Below are 13,970 nucleotides of genomic sequence, written 5' to 3'. Positions count from 1 at the left end.
ACGCCCCACGGTCGTGCCCTGCCCGTCAGCTCAGCGGACCACCTGCCCGGCCAGCTCCAGCGGCACGCGCTGCACCGGTGCATTGGCCGCGCGCGAGAGCTGCACTTCGTACTGCCCACCGGCGATCTTCCACTGCTTGTCGGCGGTGTCGAAGCTGGCCAGCGTCTTCGGCTCTGCTTCGATGCGGATCCGGCGGCTTTCACCCGGCTGCAGCGTCACCTTCTGGAAGCCGATCAGGCGGATCGGAGTGGTGCTGCCCTGCGGCAGCTGCAGGTACAGCTGCGGCACATCCGCACCGGCGACCTTGCCTGTGTTGCGCACGTCCACGCTGGCGACCACGCGCTGGCCTTCCACCACCACCGTCAGGTTGTCGTAGCCGAAGCTGGTGTAGGACAGGCCATGGCCGAACGCGTACTGCGGGGTCAGGCCCTTGGCGGCAAACCACTTGTAACCGACGTTGGCGCCTTCGATGTCGTAGTCGATGGTGTCATCCGGCTTGTTCTTCGGGTTGAAGCCCAGGCCGTTGACGTGCGGGCGCGGCAGCTGGCTGACATCCACCGGCCAGGTCACCGGCAGGCGGCCGGACGGATTGACCTTGCCGGTCAGCAGCGCGGCGATGCCTTCGCCACCGCGGATACCCGGATACCAGGCCTGCAGGATGGCCGGCACCTGCTGCAGCCACGGCAGCTCGACCGGGCCATTGGTTTCCAGCACCACCACCGTCTTCGGGTTGGCCTTGGCCACCCCCGCGATCAGCGCGTCCTGGTTGTCCGGCAACTGCATGTGCGGCAGATCGACCGACTCGGCCGACCACTGCGTGGCGAACACGATGGCGACATCGGCCGCAGCGGCAGCGCGCGCGGCGGCCGCGACATCGCGGCCATCCACGTAATCGATCCGGGCATCCGGACGCTCGGCGCGCAGCGCTTCCAGCGGCGAGGACGGGTGGAAGATCACCGGGCCCGGCCAGGTGGTCGGCATCACGCCCGGCACCGCATTGGTGCCGCGGGCGGTCCAGCCCACCATCGAGGAACCACCACCGCCGATCACGCCCTTGTCGGCATGCCCACCGATGATGACGATGCGCTGCACATCCTTGCCCAGCGGCAGCAGGTCATCGGCATTGCGCAGCAGCACGCTGCCTTCTTCGACGGTGCGCTGCGCGGCCAGGAAGCCGGCCTCGTCATCGATCGGCTCGTGCACCGGCGGCAGGTCGAAGTTGCCGTGCGCGAACATGGTGCGCAGGATGCGGCCGACCATGTCGTCCAGGCGCGCCTGCGGCACGACGCCACCGGCCACGGCCAGGCGCAGCGGCTCATCGAAGTAGACCGCCTTGTCGAACACTTCACCGGCCGACTGCTGGTCCAGGCCGGCCAGGGCCGCCTTGGAGCCGCTGTGCACGCCGCCCCAGTCGGACATCACGAAACCGGGGAACTTCCATTCCTGCTTGAGCACCTCGTTCATGAGGTAATCGTGTTCGCAGCCGTAGGTGCCGTTGATGCGGTTGTACGAGCACATCGCCGAACCCGGCTTGCCGATGTCCATGGCGATTTCAAACGCCAGCAGGTCCGATTCGCGCATCGCCTGCTCGCCGATCTCGGCGCTATGGAAATTGCGCGAGGTCTCCATGTCGTTCAGCGCGAAGTGCTTCATCGTGGAGATCACGTGCTGGCTCTGCACGCCGCGGATCGACTCGCCCACCAGCACGCCGGCCAGCAGGGGATCTTCACCGGCGTATTCGAAGTTGCGGCCGTTGCGCGGGTCGCGCTGCAGGTTGACGCTGCCGGCCAGCAGGATGTTGAAGCGCTGCTGCCAGGCTTCGCGACCCATGGTGGCACCGCCGGCGAAGGCGATGTCCGGGTTCCAGCTCGATGCGGTGGACGGGCCGGACGGCATCGCCGTGGCATGGTCACCCTTGCGCAGGCCACCCGGGTTGGTCACGCCGACGCCGGCATCGGCCGACTGCTGCGCCGGAATGCCCAGGCGCGGCACGCCCGGCACGAAGCCGGCCGAACCAACCGCACCTTCGGGCAGCGGGCCGCCGTCCTTGCCCAGCCCGAAGTAGCTGTGCAGCATCTGGAACTTCTCGTCCACGGTCATCTGCGCGACCAGTGCCTTGGCACGGGCATCGGCGTTCAGGCCGGTGTCCATCCATGGCGTATCGCCACCGACCGGCGCGGTGTAGCCCAGGGTCAGCAGCGTGGCCGCGGTGGTGCCCTTCTTTCCGTCATGGGTGCGCAGCTTGATGGCGGCCGAGGTAGCCGACTGGAAGCCGTCGCTGAAGTAGCTTTCGTTGGCTTCCAGCGCGACACGCGACGGATCGAAGCCGGCGGTGGTGGCCGCATCGGCACTCACCGCGCCCAGCAGCACGGCCGGTGCGCCCAGGCGTGAGCCGGTGACCAGCGGCGGCAGCGCGGCGGCATCGGCGGCATCGGCGGCACTGGTGTACAGCGCGACCACATGGCGGCCATCGTTGAGGCGCAGGTAATTCAGCGACGGCTGTTCGGTGCCCGACTCGGCCTCGATCGGCAGGCGGGTCAGCACGACACTGCCGGTCTGCTGCGCGGCGGCCGGATCGGCGGTCACGAAACGATAGTGATAGCCCAGCGCATCGGCCAGACCCTGCAGCGGATCCACGCGGTCGGCGCGGCGCTCCACGTTGCGCACCGTCACGGCATCGACCTGCAGCTGTTCCAGCTGTGCGGCGACCACGGCCGCATCCAGCTCACCCGGGGTCTGTTCCAGGGTCAATACGGTGAACGCGTCGGTGGTGGCGGCCGGGGCAGCGGCCCAGGCAGAAGCGCTCAGCGAGAGCGCGATGGCGGCCGTCAGGGCCAGGGGCTTTGAAATCGTTTTCATGAGCGGACGAAACACCTTTGCTTGCGCAATAAATCCAGGGAGTCTTGCCGCAGAAGGGTGCAGCGCCATATCGGCGGGAACCACGCGCAGGGGCGCGGAACCGTTTACAACGCAAGGCGATGACGGCTACGTCCAGGCCCCTCCGCCCGTCGTGACAGCCGCACCACCCGGGAGGCCCTTGCCGGCACCTCACCCCGGAAGAGTGTCCGAGCGTGTTCATGCCTGTCAACAGGATGCTTACATTTGAGACAGCGAAACCCGGCCCGAATCAGGGCGACGGCGGCTTGATCAGCTGGGTGTCGGCAGCCGCCACCACCTGCCCATGCTGGTCACGCGGCTGCATCAGCGCCAAGGGCAGGCCATCGCTGTCGGCCTGCAGCACCGAGCGCGGCTCGCCCGGCGCGAACAGGAAGGCCTCGCCCCACTGCCGCAGCGCCACCACCAGCGGGAACAGCGCGCGGCCGCGTTCGGTGAGCACGTATTGCTGGTAGCTGCGCCCCTCCTCCAGCGGCTGCTGCGTCAGCACATCGGCCTCCAGCAAGGCCTGCAGGCGCTGGCTGAGCATGCTGCGCGACATCCCGAGGCGGCGCTGGAAATCACTGAAGCGCCCTACTCCATCGAACGCCTCGCGCACGATCAGCAGCGACCAGCGGTCGCCGACCAGGTCCAGCGCGCGCCCGACCGGGCAGGGTGTCATCGACTCGGTGGCCATCAGGATTCTCCGCTAATAGTTTCATTTTAGAACCACATCCTGCAGAATCAACTGGTTCTATTTTGAGACCTAATGATGGCGACCATCGCATCCGGCACTTCCCCCTCCCCGCTTCCCTCGTCCCTGCTGATGCTGTTCGCCTGCGCGGCCGGCCTGAGCGTGGCCAATGTCTATTACGCCCAGCCCCTGCTGGACGCCCTGGCTGCCGACCTGCAGATCAGCACCGGCCGCATCGGCACGGTGATCGCGGCGACCCAATTCGGTTCGGTCGCCGCCTTGTTATGGATCGTGCCGCTGGGCGACCGCGTGGACCGCCGCCGCCTGATGGCGGTCCAGACCGGCGGCCTGGTGCTGGCGCTTCTGGCCGTCGCGCTGGCCACGCAGGCCTGGAGCCTGCTGCTGGGGATGCTGGCGGTGGGCCTGCTCGGCACCGCGATGACCCAGGGGCTGATTGCCTACGCCGCCGCCGCGGCGGGCGAGCACGAGCGTGGCCGGGTGGTCGGCGCCGCACAGGCAGGCGTGGTGGTCGGGTTGCTGCTGGCACGGGTGGTGGCCGGGGCGGTGGCCGATCTGGGCGGTTGGCGCGCGGTGTACCTGCTCTCGGCAGTGCTGATGATCGTGACCGGCACCGTGTTGTGGGCACGGCTGCCGCGATTGCCTGTGTCGGCCGCACACGACGCGCGGACCGGCTTGTTCGCGCTGCTGCGGCAGCAGCCGGTGCTGCGCCAGCGCGGCGTGCTGGGCCTGCTGCTGTTCACCGTGTTCGGGGTGTTCTGGAGCAGCATGAGCCTGCCACTCAGCGCGCCACCCTATGCCCTCAGCCACACCGCCATCGGCGCTTTCGCGCTGGTCGGCCTGCTCGGTGCGTTGGCCGCGGCCCGCAGCGGGCACTGGAGTGACCGGGGCCATGCCGGGCGGGTCACCACCGGGGCCCTGTGGCTGATGCTGCTGAGCTGGGCGCCGATCGCGGCGATGTCCCATCACCTGGGCTGGCTGGTGCTGGGCGTGCTGCTGCTCGATCTGGCCGTGCAGGCGCTGCACGTCACCAACCAGAGCCGGATCCTGGCCGCCGCACCGCACGCGCAGGCACAGGTGATCGCCGCTTACATGCTGTTCTACGCGGCAGGCAGCGGGCTGGGCGCGTTGGCCGGCAGTGCGCTGTATGCCGCCTTCGGCTGGCCCGGGGTGTGCATGGCAGGCGCTGCCGTCTCGCTGCTGGCATTGCTGGCGTGGTGGGCGATGCGGGGTTATCACACCATCACCGGTGGTCATGAGCCCAGCCCGGTTCCCGGTGGATCGCGGATCGATAATGACCGCTCACGTCCCGGAGCGACCGCATGCCCCCACACCGCCACTTCGATCAACTCTGGCGCGACCGCAACGACACCTCCCGGCAACGCAGCCCGCGGGTGCTGATCCGGGTGTTCGTCGGCCCGGGCGAACTGGAAGCGCGGGTGGCGTTCTACGAGCAGTTGCAGGGCGTGGTCGCCGATGCGGGTTTCCCGTTCCCCGAGGCCGGCCTGCGCCTGGCGATGGTCGGGGCGTTCCTGCTGATCGAAGGCGCGCCGGACAAGCTGGCCCCGTTCACTTCCACCACCGGCACGCTGCTGGTGGATGACGTGCAGCCGTACTACGACCGGCTGGTGGCGGCCGGGGCGGAGATCATCTTCCCGCTGCAGGTCGTACCGACCGGCGCAGCCTTCAACGCCGTGCATCCGGACGGCACCGTGGTCGAGTACGTGCACCACCGGCCTGATCCGCAGGGGCGCTAAGACCCCGCTCCCTGTACATCGACAGGGCGCCCAGCCCCCATCCCGTGTAGATCCACGCCATGCGTGGAGGCTCTCGCTGAAGCATTCAGCACCTTCAACCGGTTCGGAATCCGGCTGTCGAATTCGTTAGCATTTTTACTAATTGCGGGTAGGATTGTCGGTCTCAGCCTTTGACACGCGTGCTGCCGATACTCGCCGCCATGCCCTTGTTTCCCGCCCGTTTCCGCCTGCTCCAGCCCTGCCGGGAGGCCCGCTGATGGGCGCCGTGCTGGCCCTGGACCGGCTGCTGGAAACCCGCCGGGTCTGGCGGGGGCAGCCACGTACGGCCTTCCCCGAGGTAGCGCCGCACCCGACCGGCCACCCGGCACTGGATGCCCGCCTGCCCGGTGGTGGCTGGCCGCCCTCGGCCCTGTCGGAAGTGCTGCTGGCCTCGCCCGGGGTCGGTGAGCTGGCGCTGGTCTGGCCGACCCTGGCGCGGTTGAGCCAGCAACAGCAGACCGTGGTGCTGATCGCCCCGCCGCACCTGCCGCATGCCCCGGCCTGGGCACGCGCCGGGTTGGCACTGAGCCAGGTGCAGGTGGTCCAGGCCAGCCCGCGCGATGCGTTGTGGGCGGCCGAACAATGCCTGCGCTCGGCAGCCTGCGCGGCAGTGCTGTGCTGGCCGCAACAGGCCGATGACCGCGCGCTGCGCCGGCTGCAGGTGGCCGCTGAAACCGGCCAGTGCCTGGGCTTTTCCTTCCGCGATGCCCGGCATGCGCGCAATCCCTCCCCGGCCGCGCTGCGCCTGCAGCTCGACGATGGCCAGGTGCGGGTGCTCAAGTGCCGTGGCGGGCTGGCACCGGCCCAGCCGCTGCCGCTGGCCGTGGCCCATTGAGCCGCCGCCGTGGATTGGGCCTGCCTGCTGCTGCCGCACCTGGCGCTGGATGCCGCCCTGCGCCAGCAACCCGATCCGGACGCGCCGCTGGTGCTGGTCACCGGCCCGGCGCAGCGGCGCGTGCTGCACGCGGTCAGCCCCTCGGCCCGGCAGCGCGGGCTGCGCCGCGGCATGCTGCTCTCGGCCGCCCAGGTGCTGACCCGCGACATGCTCAGCGTGGAGTACGACCCACGCGCCGAGCAGGCCACCCGCCACCTGCTGGCCAGCTGGCTGTACGGCATCAGCTCACAGGTCAGCCTGGATTTCCCGCATGCGATGGCGCTGGAAATCCGGGCCAGCCGCGCGCTGTTCGGTGATTGGCCGAGGGTCGAGCAGCGGCTCACCCGTGGCCTGACCGAACTGGGTTTCCGGCATCGGCTGGTGGCCGCACCGAATCCGCATGCCGCCAGCGTGCTGGCCCGCGTGCATGGCCGGCTCGGCGTGGCTGCACCCCAGCTGGACGCGGCCCTGGCCCAGGTGCCGATCGAACGCAGCGGGTTGCCGGCCGAGGCGGTCACGGTGCTCGCGCGCTCGGGCCTGCGCACGCTGGGCGCCGCGTTCGGCCTGCCGCGCGAAAGCCTGGCCCGGCGCTTTCCACCGCAGGCCCTTGCGCATCTGGATGCACTGCGCGGCATCAGCACACCACCGCTGCGCTATTTCCAGCCACCGGACCGCTTCGATGCGCGCATCGAGTTCGAGTACGAGGTCGAGTCCACCCAGGCGATGCTGTTCCCGCTGCGGCGCCTGACCGCCGACCTGGCCGCGTTCCTGTGCTCGCGCGATGGCGGCGTGCTGCAGTTCGACCTGTGGTTCGAACACGAAAACCACCCCGACACACGGCTCTCGATCGGCCTGCTCGCCCCCGAACGCGAACCGGCGATGCTGTTCGAACTGGCCCGCAACCGCGTCGATCATCTGCAGTTGCCTGCCGGCAGCCGTGGCCTGCGCCTGCAGGCCGAGCAGCTGCCGCCGTTCGTCCCGGCCGCACGCGATCTGTTCGACCCGCGCCCGCAGCAGGCGATGCCGTGGGAGCAGTTGCGCGAACGCCTGCGTGCGCGGCTCGGCGATGACGCCGTGCAGGGGCTGGGGCTGCGCGCCGACCATCGGCCCGAACGCGCGACCGGCGATGCCAAGAGCGCCCCCAAAGCACCGCCGCCGCCGCTGCCGATGCGCCCGGGCTGGTTGCTGGCCCAGCCGCAGGCGCTGCAGGATCCACACCTGCGCATCCTGTCCGGACCGGAACGGATCGAATCGGGGTGGTGGGATGCCGGGGACATCCGCCGCGACTATTACGTGGTGGAAACCACGCAGGGCCAACGCGGGTGGGCGTATACCGCCGCCGATGCACGCAGCGGGCCGTTCATGCTGCACGGCTGGTTCGCATGAGCGCGCCCCTGCCCGACTACGCCGAGCTGCATTGCCTGTCGGCCTTCAGTTTCCAGCGTGGCGCGTCCATCGCCGAGGAGTTGTTCGCGCGTGCCAAGGGCCAGGGCTACCGCGCGCTGGCGATCACCGATGAGTGCTCGCTGGCCGGCATCGTGCGCGCCTGGCAGGCCGCGCAGAAGCACGCGCTGCCCCTGATCACCGGCGCCGAATTCCAACTGGAAGACGGCCCGAAACTGGTGCTGCTGTGCACCGATCAGGGCAGCTACGCCGCGCTGTGCCAGCTGATCACCACCTGCCGCAGGCGTGCACCCAAGGGCGAGTACCGCTGCCTGCGCAGCGACATCGAGCAGTTGCACGCCGGCCTGCTGTGCCTGTGGCCGGCACCTGCCCCGGCCATCGAGGATGCGCAGTGGCTGCAGGCCTGCTTCCCGCAGCGGCTGTGGCTGGCGGTTGAACTGCACCGCGAGGCCGACGACCGCGCGCGCCTGCAGCGCCTGCGTCGTTTCGGCCGTGACCAGGGCATTCCATTGGTGGCCAGCGGCGATGTGCACATGCATGTGCGCCGCCGCCGCGCGCTGCAGGACACCCTCACCGCGATCGGCCACCACTGCACGCTAGGCGAAGCCGGCTGGCGGTTGTTCCCCAACGGCGAGCGCCACCTGCGCACCCGCCAGGCCCTGGCCACGCTCTACCCACCCGAACTGCTGGCCGAAACCCTGCGCATCGCCGAGCGCTGCCACTTCGATCTCAAGCAACTGCAGTACACCTACCCGCGCGAACTGGTGCCGGCCGGCCACGACCCGGCCAGCTGGCTGCGGGTACTGGTGGAAGAAGGCATGCAATGGCGATGGCCAGCGGGCGAGACGCCCCGGCAGCGCCACCAGATCGAACACGAGCTGGCGCTGATCCATACCAAGCAGTACGAGTCCTATTTCCTGACCGTGCACGACATCGTGCGCTTCGCGCGCGGCCAGCAGATCCTGTGCCAGGGCCGCGGCTCGGCCGCCAATTCCTCGGTGTGCTACGTGCTGGGGGTGACCGAGATCGATCCCAGCGAGATGGAGCTGCTGTTCGAACGGTTCATCTCCGCCGAGCGCGACGAGCCACCGGACATCGACATCGATTTCGAACACGAACGCCGCGAGGAAGTGCTGCAGTACGTGTTCAACCGCTACGGCCGCGAGCGTGCGGCACTGACCGCCGTGGCGATCAGCTACCGTGGCCGCAGCGCGGTGCGCGATGTGGCGCGGGTGCTGGGCCTGCCGCCGGACCAGGTCAACGAACTGGCCGCCTGCCTGGACCGCTGGAGCAGCCACGAGCCGCTGCCCGAGGCATTGCGCGAACGCGGCTTCGATCCGGAGACCCCGTTGATGCGGCGCGTGGTGGCGCTGACCAGTGAACTGGTCGACTTCCCGCGCCACCTGTCCCAGCACCCGGGCGGTTTCGTGATTTCCGAACATCCCTTGTCCACGATGGTACCGGTGGAAAACGCGGCCATGGACAACCGCACCGTGATCCAGTGGGACAAGGACGACCTGGACGTCACCGGCCTGATGAAGGTCGACTGCCTGGCGCTGGGTATGCTCACCGCGGTACGCAAATGCCTGGCGATGCTGGAAGCGCATGGCGGACCGCGGATGACCATGGCGAAGATTCCGCAGGGCGATGCGCCCACCTACGACATGATCTGCCGCGCCGATACCCTGGGCGTGTTCCAGATCGAGTCGCGCGCGCAGATGGCGATGCTGCCGCGCATGCAGCCACGCTGTTTCTACGATCTGGTGATCGAAGTGGCGATCGTGCGCCCGGGCCCGATCCAGGGCGACATGGTCCACCCGTATCTGAATCGACGGAAGCGGCTGAAGGAAGAAGGCATCGAAGAGATCGACTACCCGCCCGCCCTGGAGAAGGTATTCAAGCGCACCCTCGGCGTGCCGCTGTTCCAGGAACAGGTGATGCAGCTGGCCGTCGCCGCCGCCGGCTTCAGCCCCGGGCAGGCCGACGCACTGCGCCGCTCGATGGCGGCGTGGAAACGCCACGGTGGGCTGGAACCCCACCGCGACAAGCTGCTTGCCGGCATGGCCGCCAACGGCTACAGCCGCGACTATGGCGAGCGCCTGTTCGACCAGATCAAGGGCTTCGGCAGTTATGGCTTTCCGGAAAGCCACGCGGCCAGTTTCGCGCTGATCACCTATGTCAGCTGCTGGCTCAAGTGCCACCACCCTTCCGCGTTTGCCGCCAGCCTGATCAACAGCCAGCCTTTGGGCTTCTACACCCCGGACCAGATCCTGCAGGACGCGCGCCGCCATGGCGTGCCGGTGCTGCCGGTGGATGTGCGCTACAGCGCATGGGACTGCACGCTGGTGCCTCCCGCCTCGCCGGGCCGGCCGTTCGGCATCCGGCTGGGGCTGCGCCTGATCGATGGTTTCAGCGAAGATGTCGCCACCGGCGTGGTGCAGGCACGCACCCGCGCGCCCTTCGACAGCGTCGCCGACCTGAGCCAGCGCGCCCGGCTGGACCGTCGCCATCAAGGCCTGCTGGCCGATGCCGGCGCACTCAAGGGCTTGAGCGGCCATCGCCATCGCGCGCGCTGGGAAGTCTCCGGCGTGGAGAAGCCGCTGCCGCTGTTCGAGACCGCCCGTGCCACCACCGAAGCCGCCGTGCCACTGCCGCTGCCCAGCGCCTTCCAGGACATGCAGGCCGACTACAACACCACCGGCACCACGCTGGGCCGGCACATGGTCTCCTTCATCCGCAGCCAGCTGCGTCAGCGCCGTTGCCACCGTTCCGATGAACTGGCCGCGCTGCCACACGGGCGCAGCGTGCGCTTTGCCGGGCTGGTGCGCATGCGCCAGCGCCCGCAGACCGCCAGCGGGGTCACCTTCCTCACCCTGGAAGACGAATGCGGCATGGTCAACGCGGTGGTCTGGCGCAAGATCGCCGACCGGCAGCACCGCGTGCTGGTCGAAGCCCGGATGATGCAGATCGATGGCCGCCTGGAACGCGTGGACGGCGTGCAGCACCTGATCGTCCGCCAGATGCACAACATCGATACGCTGATCGACGGGGTGCATACCCACAGCCGCGATTTCCGCTGAGCCATCCCGTGACCGGGTTCACGGTCTGGTGGTAATTCCAGAATTTTCCGACTGGTGCCGTCAATGGCCTATCCGGTATGGTCGCAACCTTCCAAGGATCCGGAGAACCCATGTCGCGCGCCCTGACGCTTACCACGCTGGTCGTCTCCAGCCTTGCCCTGGCCGTCTCCGGCTGGACCGCGCTGCGCCTGCACCAGAGCCAGTCCGATGAGCGTGTCATCACCGCACGCGGCCTGGTGATCCGCGATGCCAGCGGCCAGGCAAGGGTGATCCTCGGCGCACCGGTGCCCGATCCACTCACCAAAGGGGTCACCCAGGGGCCGCGCGCCTCACCGCTGTCGGGCCTGATCCTGCTGGGCGCCGATGGTTCCGAGCGCGGCGGCTACGGTACCGCCGATGTCGGTGACGAGGCCATCCTTACCCTGGACGATGCCAGCGGCACCACCGAAGTGTTCAAGGTCACCGCCAATCCTGACCGGGGCGCGACCCTGGTGGTCAAACACCAGAACAGCACCGGCGCGATGCTGACCTCCTGGCAGGGCAAGCCGGAACTGATCTTCCTCAACGAGGACGAACAGTCGCACTACGTCAGCCCCAACGCTGCCGCTGCCCCCTGAACCCGGGCGGCCAGCGCCTCGCGCAGATCCCGGGCGAAGCGCCTTGCGTCGGTCGCGGTCAGCGTGGCGGTGGTGATCCGCACCCCGTGCACCGGCGTGTGGACCGAAAACACTTCGCCGCCGCGCACCTGCCAGCCGCGCTGGGCCAGGGCCATCACCAGCGGCTGGCTGTCACGCTGCAGCGGCAGCCACAGGTTCAACCCATCCATCTGCGCGCCCACCGCGATGCCTTCGGCCCGCAGCGCCTGCCGCAACACCTCCCGGCGCGCCACGTAATCATCCCCGGCCCGTTTCATCCGCGCTGCCACCCGGCCAGACCCCAGCGCCGCGGCCGCCGCGTCCTGCAGCAGATGGCTGACCCAACCGGTACCCGGTGCCATCCGCAGGCGTAACCGGGCTGCGGTTTCGGCATCACAGCCAATAAACGCCAAGCGCAGGTCCGGCCCCAATGACTTGGACAGCGAGCGCAGCAACGCCCAACGCCGGGTCGTTGGCGGAATCACCGCGTGATACGGCTGCCGGGACAACAATGCGAAATGGTCATCGACCAGCACCAGCACCTGTGGGTAGCGCTCCAGCACCTGGCGCAGCGCGCGCGCACGTCGCCGGCTGAGGCTGGCGCCGGTGGGATTGTGCGCACGCGGGGTCAGCAGTACCGCCCGCGCGCCGGCGGCCAGCGCCTGTTCCAGCGCCTGGGCCTGCATGCCCTCGTCGTCGATCGCCACCGCCACCGCGTGGTAGCCGGCCGCACGCATCGTATTGAGGCTGCCGAGGAAACACGGGTTCTCGACCGCCACGGGATCACCGGCCAGCAACCAGCAGGCCAGCACACGTTCGATCGCATCGACCGCGCCGTGCGCCAGCTCCAGCGCATAGCCGGCCGGACAATCCGTGGCCAGCTGCTGATGCGCCAGTTCAGCCAGCACCGGATCGATCGTCGCTGCGCCATACAGGCGTGGCGGCCGCGCCGGCAACAACGCACGCAGGTCCGGCAGGCAGCGCGGGTCCGGATTGCCACTGGCCAGATCGTGCAGTGCCGAGCCCGCCTGCGTGCCCTCCTGCGCCCCAGGGCTGGGCCGTGCACTGACCACGGTGCCGCGCCGGCCCTGGGTCTGGGCCAGACCGGCCGCGTCCAGTCGCTTGTAGGCCGACGCGACCGTGTTGCGGTTGATCCCCAGTGCGAGCGCCAGATCGCGGACCGGGGGCAGCAGCTGCCCGGGCACCAGCGCGCCACTGAGGATCTGCTGGCGGATGCTCTCGAACACCGCGCTGGCGGTCTGGCCGGTGATTTTCATTTTGTCCTATGCCAATATGCTCATCGTCACGGGACAGTGTTGCACGTGCGCTGCCGCCTTGCAGCCGTCCCCGCTTCCGGAGCTCCCCATGCCCATCGCTGCCCCCACCTGGCCCCAGGCCACCACTGTCGACGAGATCCGCCACAACCTGCAGGCGGTCCGCGAACGCATCGCCCGCGCCTGCGCGCTGGCCGGTCGCGATCCGGCCAGCGTGCGGCTGCTGCCGGTCAGCAAGACCGTCGATGAAGCCCGCCTGCGCATGGCGTGGGACGCCGGCTGCCATGAGCTCGGCGAGAACAAGGTGCAGGAAGCCCAGCGCAAGGCCGCGGCCATGGCCGACCTGCCCGGCCTGCGCTGGTCGGTGATCGGCCACCTGCAGACCAACAAGGCGCGCGACGTGGCGCGCTTCGCCAGTGAGTTCCAGGCGCTGGACAGCCTGCGCGTGGCACAGGCACTGGATCAGCGGCTGGAACTGGAGCAGCGCACGCTGGACGTGTTCGTGCAGGTCAACACCTCCGGCGAGGACAGCAAGTACGGCCTGGACCCGATCGAGGTCGCCGATTTCGTGAAGCAGCTGCCGGCCTTCTCCAACCTGCGCGTACGCGGGTTGATGACGCTGGCAGTGTTCTCGCCCGATCCGGAACAGGTACGGCCGTGCTTCGCGAGACTGCGCGACCTGCGCGAGCGGCTGCGCCCCACGCTGCCGGCGGGCATCAGCCTGGAGGAACTCTCCATGGGCATGTCAGGCGATGTCGAGATCGCCATCGAAGAAGGGGCTACCGTCGTGCGCGTCGGCCAGGCCATCTTCGGTGCGCGCTCCACCCCGGACAGCCTCTACTGGCCGAGCCCGGCATGAGCCACTATCGCTTGATCATCCATTGCCACGATCAACGCTGGGGCCAGTTCGACAGCGAGGGCCCGCAGGCCCGCGAGCACCTCATCGCGCTGGCCGCCCGACTCCCCGATGCGGACGGTTTCCGTCTGCAGTGGCAACAGGCGATCGGGGAGCAACGGCTGCTGCACAGTGGGCCGGACGGACTGAAGGTGCTCAGCAGCGAGCCGGTGTACCGGGACATGCCTGCGCCCTGAACGGCCGCAGCCCGGGTTCACTCCAGGGCGCCCATCGCACGCCGATGCGCCGGCCGACACCGGATGTGCCATGCTCGCCCCGTTGCAACCCACCTGGAGAGCGTCATCATGGCCAAAGGCCTGAACCAACAGAAAGAGCAGAAAAAGAAACCTGCCAAGACCGCCAAGGAAAAGAAGGCGGAAAAGAATGAAAAGAAGACCACCCGCGGTTTCGCACCGGTCTGACGGC

Annotated in this window: 11 protein-coding genes; 8 read left to right on the top strand and 3 right to left on the bottom strand. The window is 68.9% G+C overall.

The features are described from left to right. Window positions 1-30: 30 nt before the first annotated feature. Window positions 31-2,859 (bottom strand): beta-glucosidase, encoded by a 2,829-nt coding sequence (locus tag PV764_RS13745; protein WP_080341473.1) that lies wholly within the window; start codon window positions 2,857-2,859, stop codon window positions 31-33. A gap of 268 nt (window positions 2,860-3,127) precedes the next feature. Beyond that, window positions 3,128-3,571: a winged helix-turn-helix transcriptional regulator gene (locus PV764_RS13740; RefSeq protein ID WP_019185070.1), complete on the bottom strand. Its 444-nt coding sequence runs from the start codon at window positions 3,569-3,571 to the stop codon at window positions 3,128-3,130. A 75-nt stretch (window positions 3,572-3,646) separates the two neighbouring features. Here PV764_RS13740 and PV764_RS13735 point away from each other — a divergent pair, with 75 nt between their 5' ends. The 6 genes from PV764_RS13735 (at window position 3,647) to PV764_RS13710 (ending at window position 11,357) form a co-directional block, all read left to right on the top strand. After that, complete coding sequence (locus tag PV764_RS13735) at window positions 3,647-4,987, top strand: MFS transporter (RefSeq protein ID WP_284129186.1); 1,341 nt, start codon at window positions 3,647-3,649, stop codon at window positions 4,985-4,987. Next, the gene (locus tag PV764_RS13730; RefSeq protein WP_088433435.1) at window positions 4,909-5,343 is read left to right on the top strand and encodes a VOC family protein; all 435 of its coding nucleotides are present in this window, start codon (window positions 4,909-4,911) and stop codon (window positions 5,341-5,343) included. Before PV764_RS13735 ends, PV764_RS13730 begins: the two co-directional genes overlap by 79 nt. 256 nt (window positions 5,344-5,599) lie before the next feature. After that, window positions 5,600-6,217 (top strand): translesion DNA synthesis-associated protein ImuA, encoded by a 618-nt coding sequence (imuA, locus tag PV764_RS13725; RefSeq protein ID WP_019185067.1) that lies wholly within the window; start codon window positions 5,600-5,602, stop codon window positions 6,215-6,217. A gap of 9 nt (window positions 6,218-6,226) precedes the next feature. Next, complete coding sequence (locus tag PV764_RS13720; protein ID WP_421116873.1) at window positions 6,227-7,642, top strand: Y-family DNA polymerase; 1,416 nt, start codon at window positions 6,227-6,229, stop codon at window positions 7,640-7,642. Then, window positions 7,639-10,740, top strand: a complete 3,102-nt coding sequence (locus PV764_RS13715; protein WP_421116872.1) for an error-prone DNA polymerase — start codon at window positions 7,639-7,641, stop codon at window positions 10,738-10,740. The genes PV764_RS13720 and PV764_RS13715 overlap by 4 nt, the downstream gene beginning before the upstream one ends. A gap of 110 nt (window positions 10,741-10,850) precedes the next feature. Continuing rightward, a complete protein-coding gene (locus PV764_RS13710) occupies window positions 10,851-11,357 on the top strand; it encodes a hypothetical protein (protein WP_019185064.1) in 507 nt (168 codons plus the stop codon). Here the strand turns inward: PV764_RS13710 and ptsJ are convergent. Then, window positions 11,324-12,652, bottom strand: a complete 1,329-nt coding sequence (gene ptsJ / locus PV764_RS13705) for a transcriptional regulator PtsJ (RefSeq protein ID WP_421116871.1) — start codon at window positions 12,650-12,652, stop codon at window positions 11,324-11,326. The genes PV764_RS13710 and ptsJ overlap by 34 nt on opposite strands. 88 nt (window positions 12,653-12,740) lie before the next feature. Here ptsJ and PV764_RS13700 point away from each other — a divergent pair, with 88 nt between their 5' ends. Together PV764_RS13700 and PV764_RS13695 are read left to right on the top strand one after the other, a co-directional pair. After that, on the top strand, window positions 12,741-13,508 hold the full coding sequence (locus tag PV764_RS13700; protein ID WP_019185062.1) for a YggS family pyridoxal phosphate-dependent enzyme: 768 nt from the start codon (window positions 12,741-12,743) through the stop codon (window positions 13,506-13,508). Then, window positions 13,505-13,741, top strand: coding sequence for a hypothetical protein (locus tag PV764_RS13695; protein ID WP_019185061.1), 237 nt, complete (start codon window positions 13,505-13,507; stop codon window positions 13,739-13,741). The genes PV764_RS13700 and PV764_RS13695 overlap by 4 nt, the downstream gene beginning before the upstream one ends. The last annotated feature ends 229 nt before the right edge of the window (window positions 13,742-13,970 follow it).

Source organism: Stenotrophomonas sp. AS1 (genome assembly GCF_048957655.1).
Lineage (GTDB): Bacteria > Pseudomonadota > Gammaproteobacteria > Xanthomonadales > Xanthomonadaceae > Stenotrophomonas > Stenotrophomonas bentonitica_A.
The sequence above is the reverse complement of the archived record's forward strand: the minus strand, read 5'-3'. Positions and strand labels throughout refer to the sequence as shown.

Excerpts from the sequence above, each read along its gene's own strand:
- PV764_RS13730 (WP_088433435.1), top strand. The coding sequence starts at position 4,909 with ATGCCCCCACACCGCCACTTCGATCAACTCTGGCGCGACCGCAACGAC.
- ptsJ (WP_421116871.1), bottom strand. The coding sequence starts at position 12,652 with ATGAAAATCACCGGCCAGACCGCCAGCGCGGTGTTCGAGAGCATCCGC.
- PV764_RS13740 (WP_019185070.1), bottom strand. The coding sequence starts at position 3,571 with ATGGCCACCGAGTCGATGACACCCTGCCCGGTCGGGCGCGCGCTGGAC.
- PV764_RS13700 (WP_019185062.1), top strand. The coding sequence starts at position 12,741 with ATGCCCATCGCTGCCCCCACCTGGCCCCAGGCCACCACTGTCGACGAG.
- PV764_RS13695 (WP_019185061.1), top strand. The coding sequence starts at position 13,505 with ATGAGCCACTATCGCTTGATCATCCATTGCCACGATCAACGCTGGGGC.
- PV764_RS13745 (WP_080341473.1), bottom strand. The coding sequence starts at position 2,859 with ATGAAAACGATTTCAAAGCCCCTGGCCCTGACGGCCGCCATCGCGCTC.
- PV764_RS13735 (WP_284129186.1), top strand. The coding sequence starts at position 3,647 with ATGGCGACCATCGCATCCGGCACTTCCCCCTCCCCGCTTCCCTCGTCC.
- PV764_RS13710 (WP_019185064.1), top strand. The coding sequence starts at position 10,851 with ATGTCGCGCGCCCTGACGCTTACCACGCTGGTCGTCTCCAGCCTTGCC.
- imuA (WP_019185067.1), top strand. The coding sequence starts at position 5,600 with ATGGGCGCCGTGCTGGCCCTGGACCGGCTGCTGGAAACCCGCCGGGTC.
- PV764_RS13715 (WP_421116872.1), top strand. The coding sequence starts at position 7,639 with ATGAGCGCGCCCCTGCCCGACTACGCCGAGCTGCATTGCCTGTCGGCC.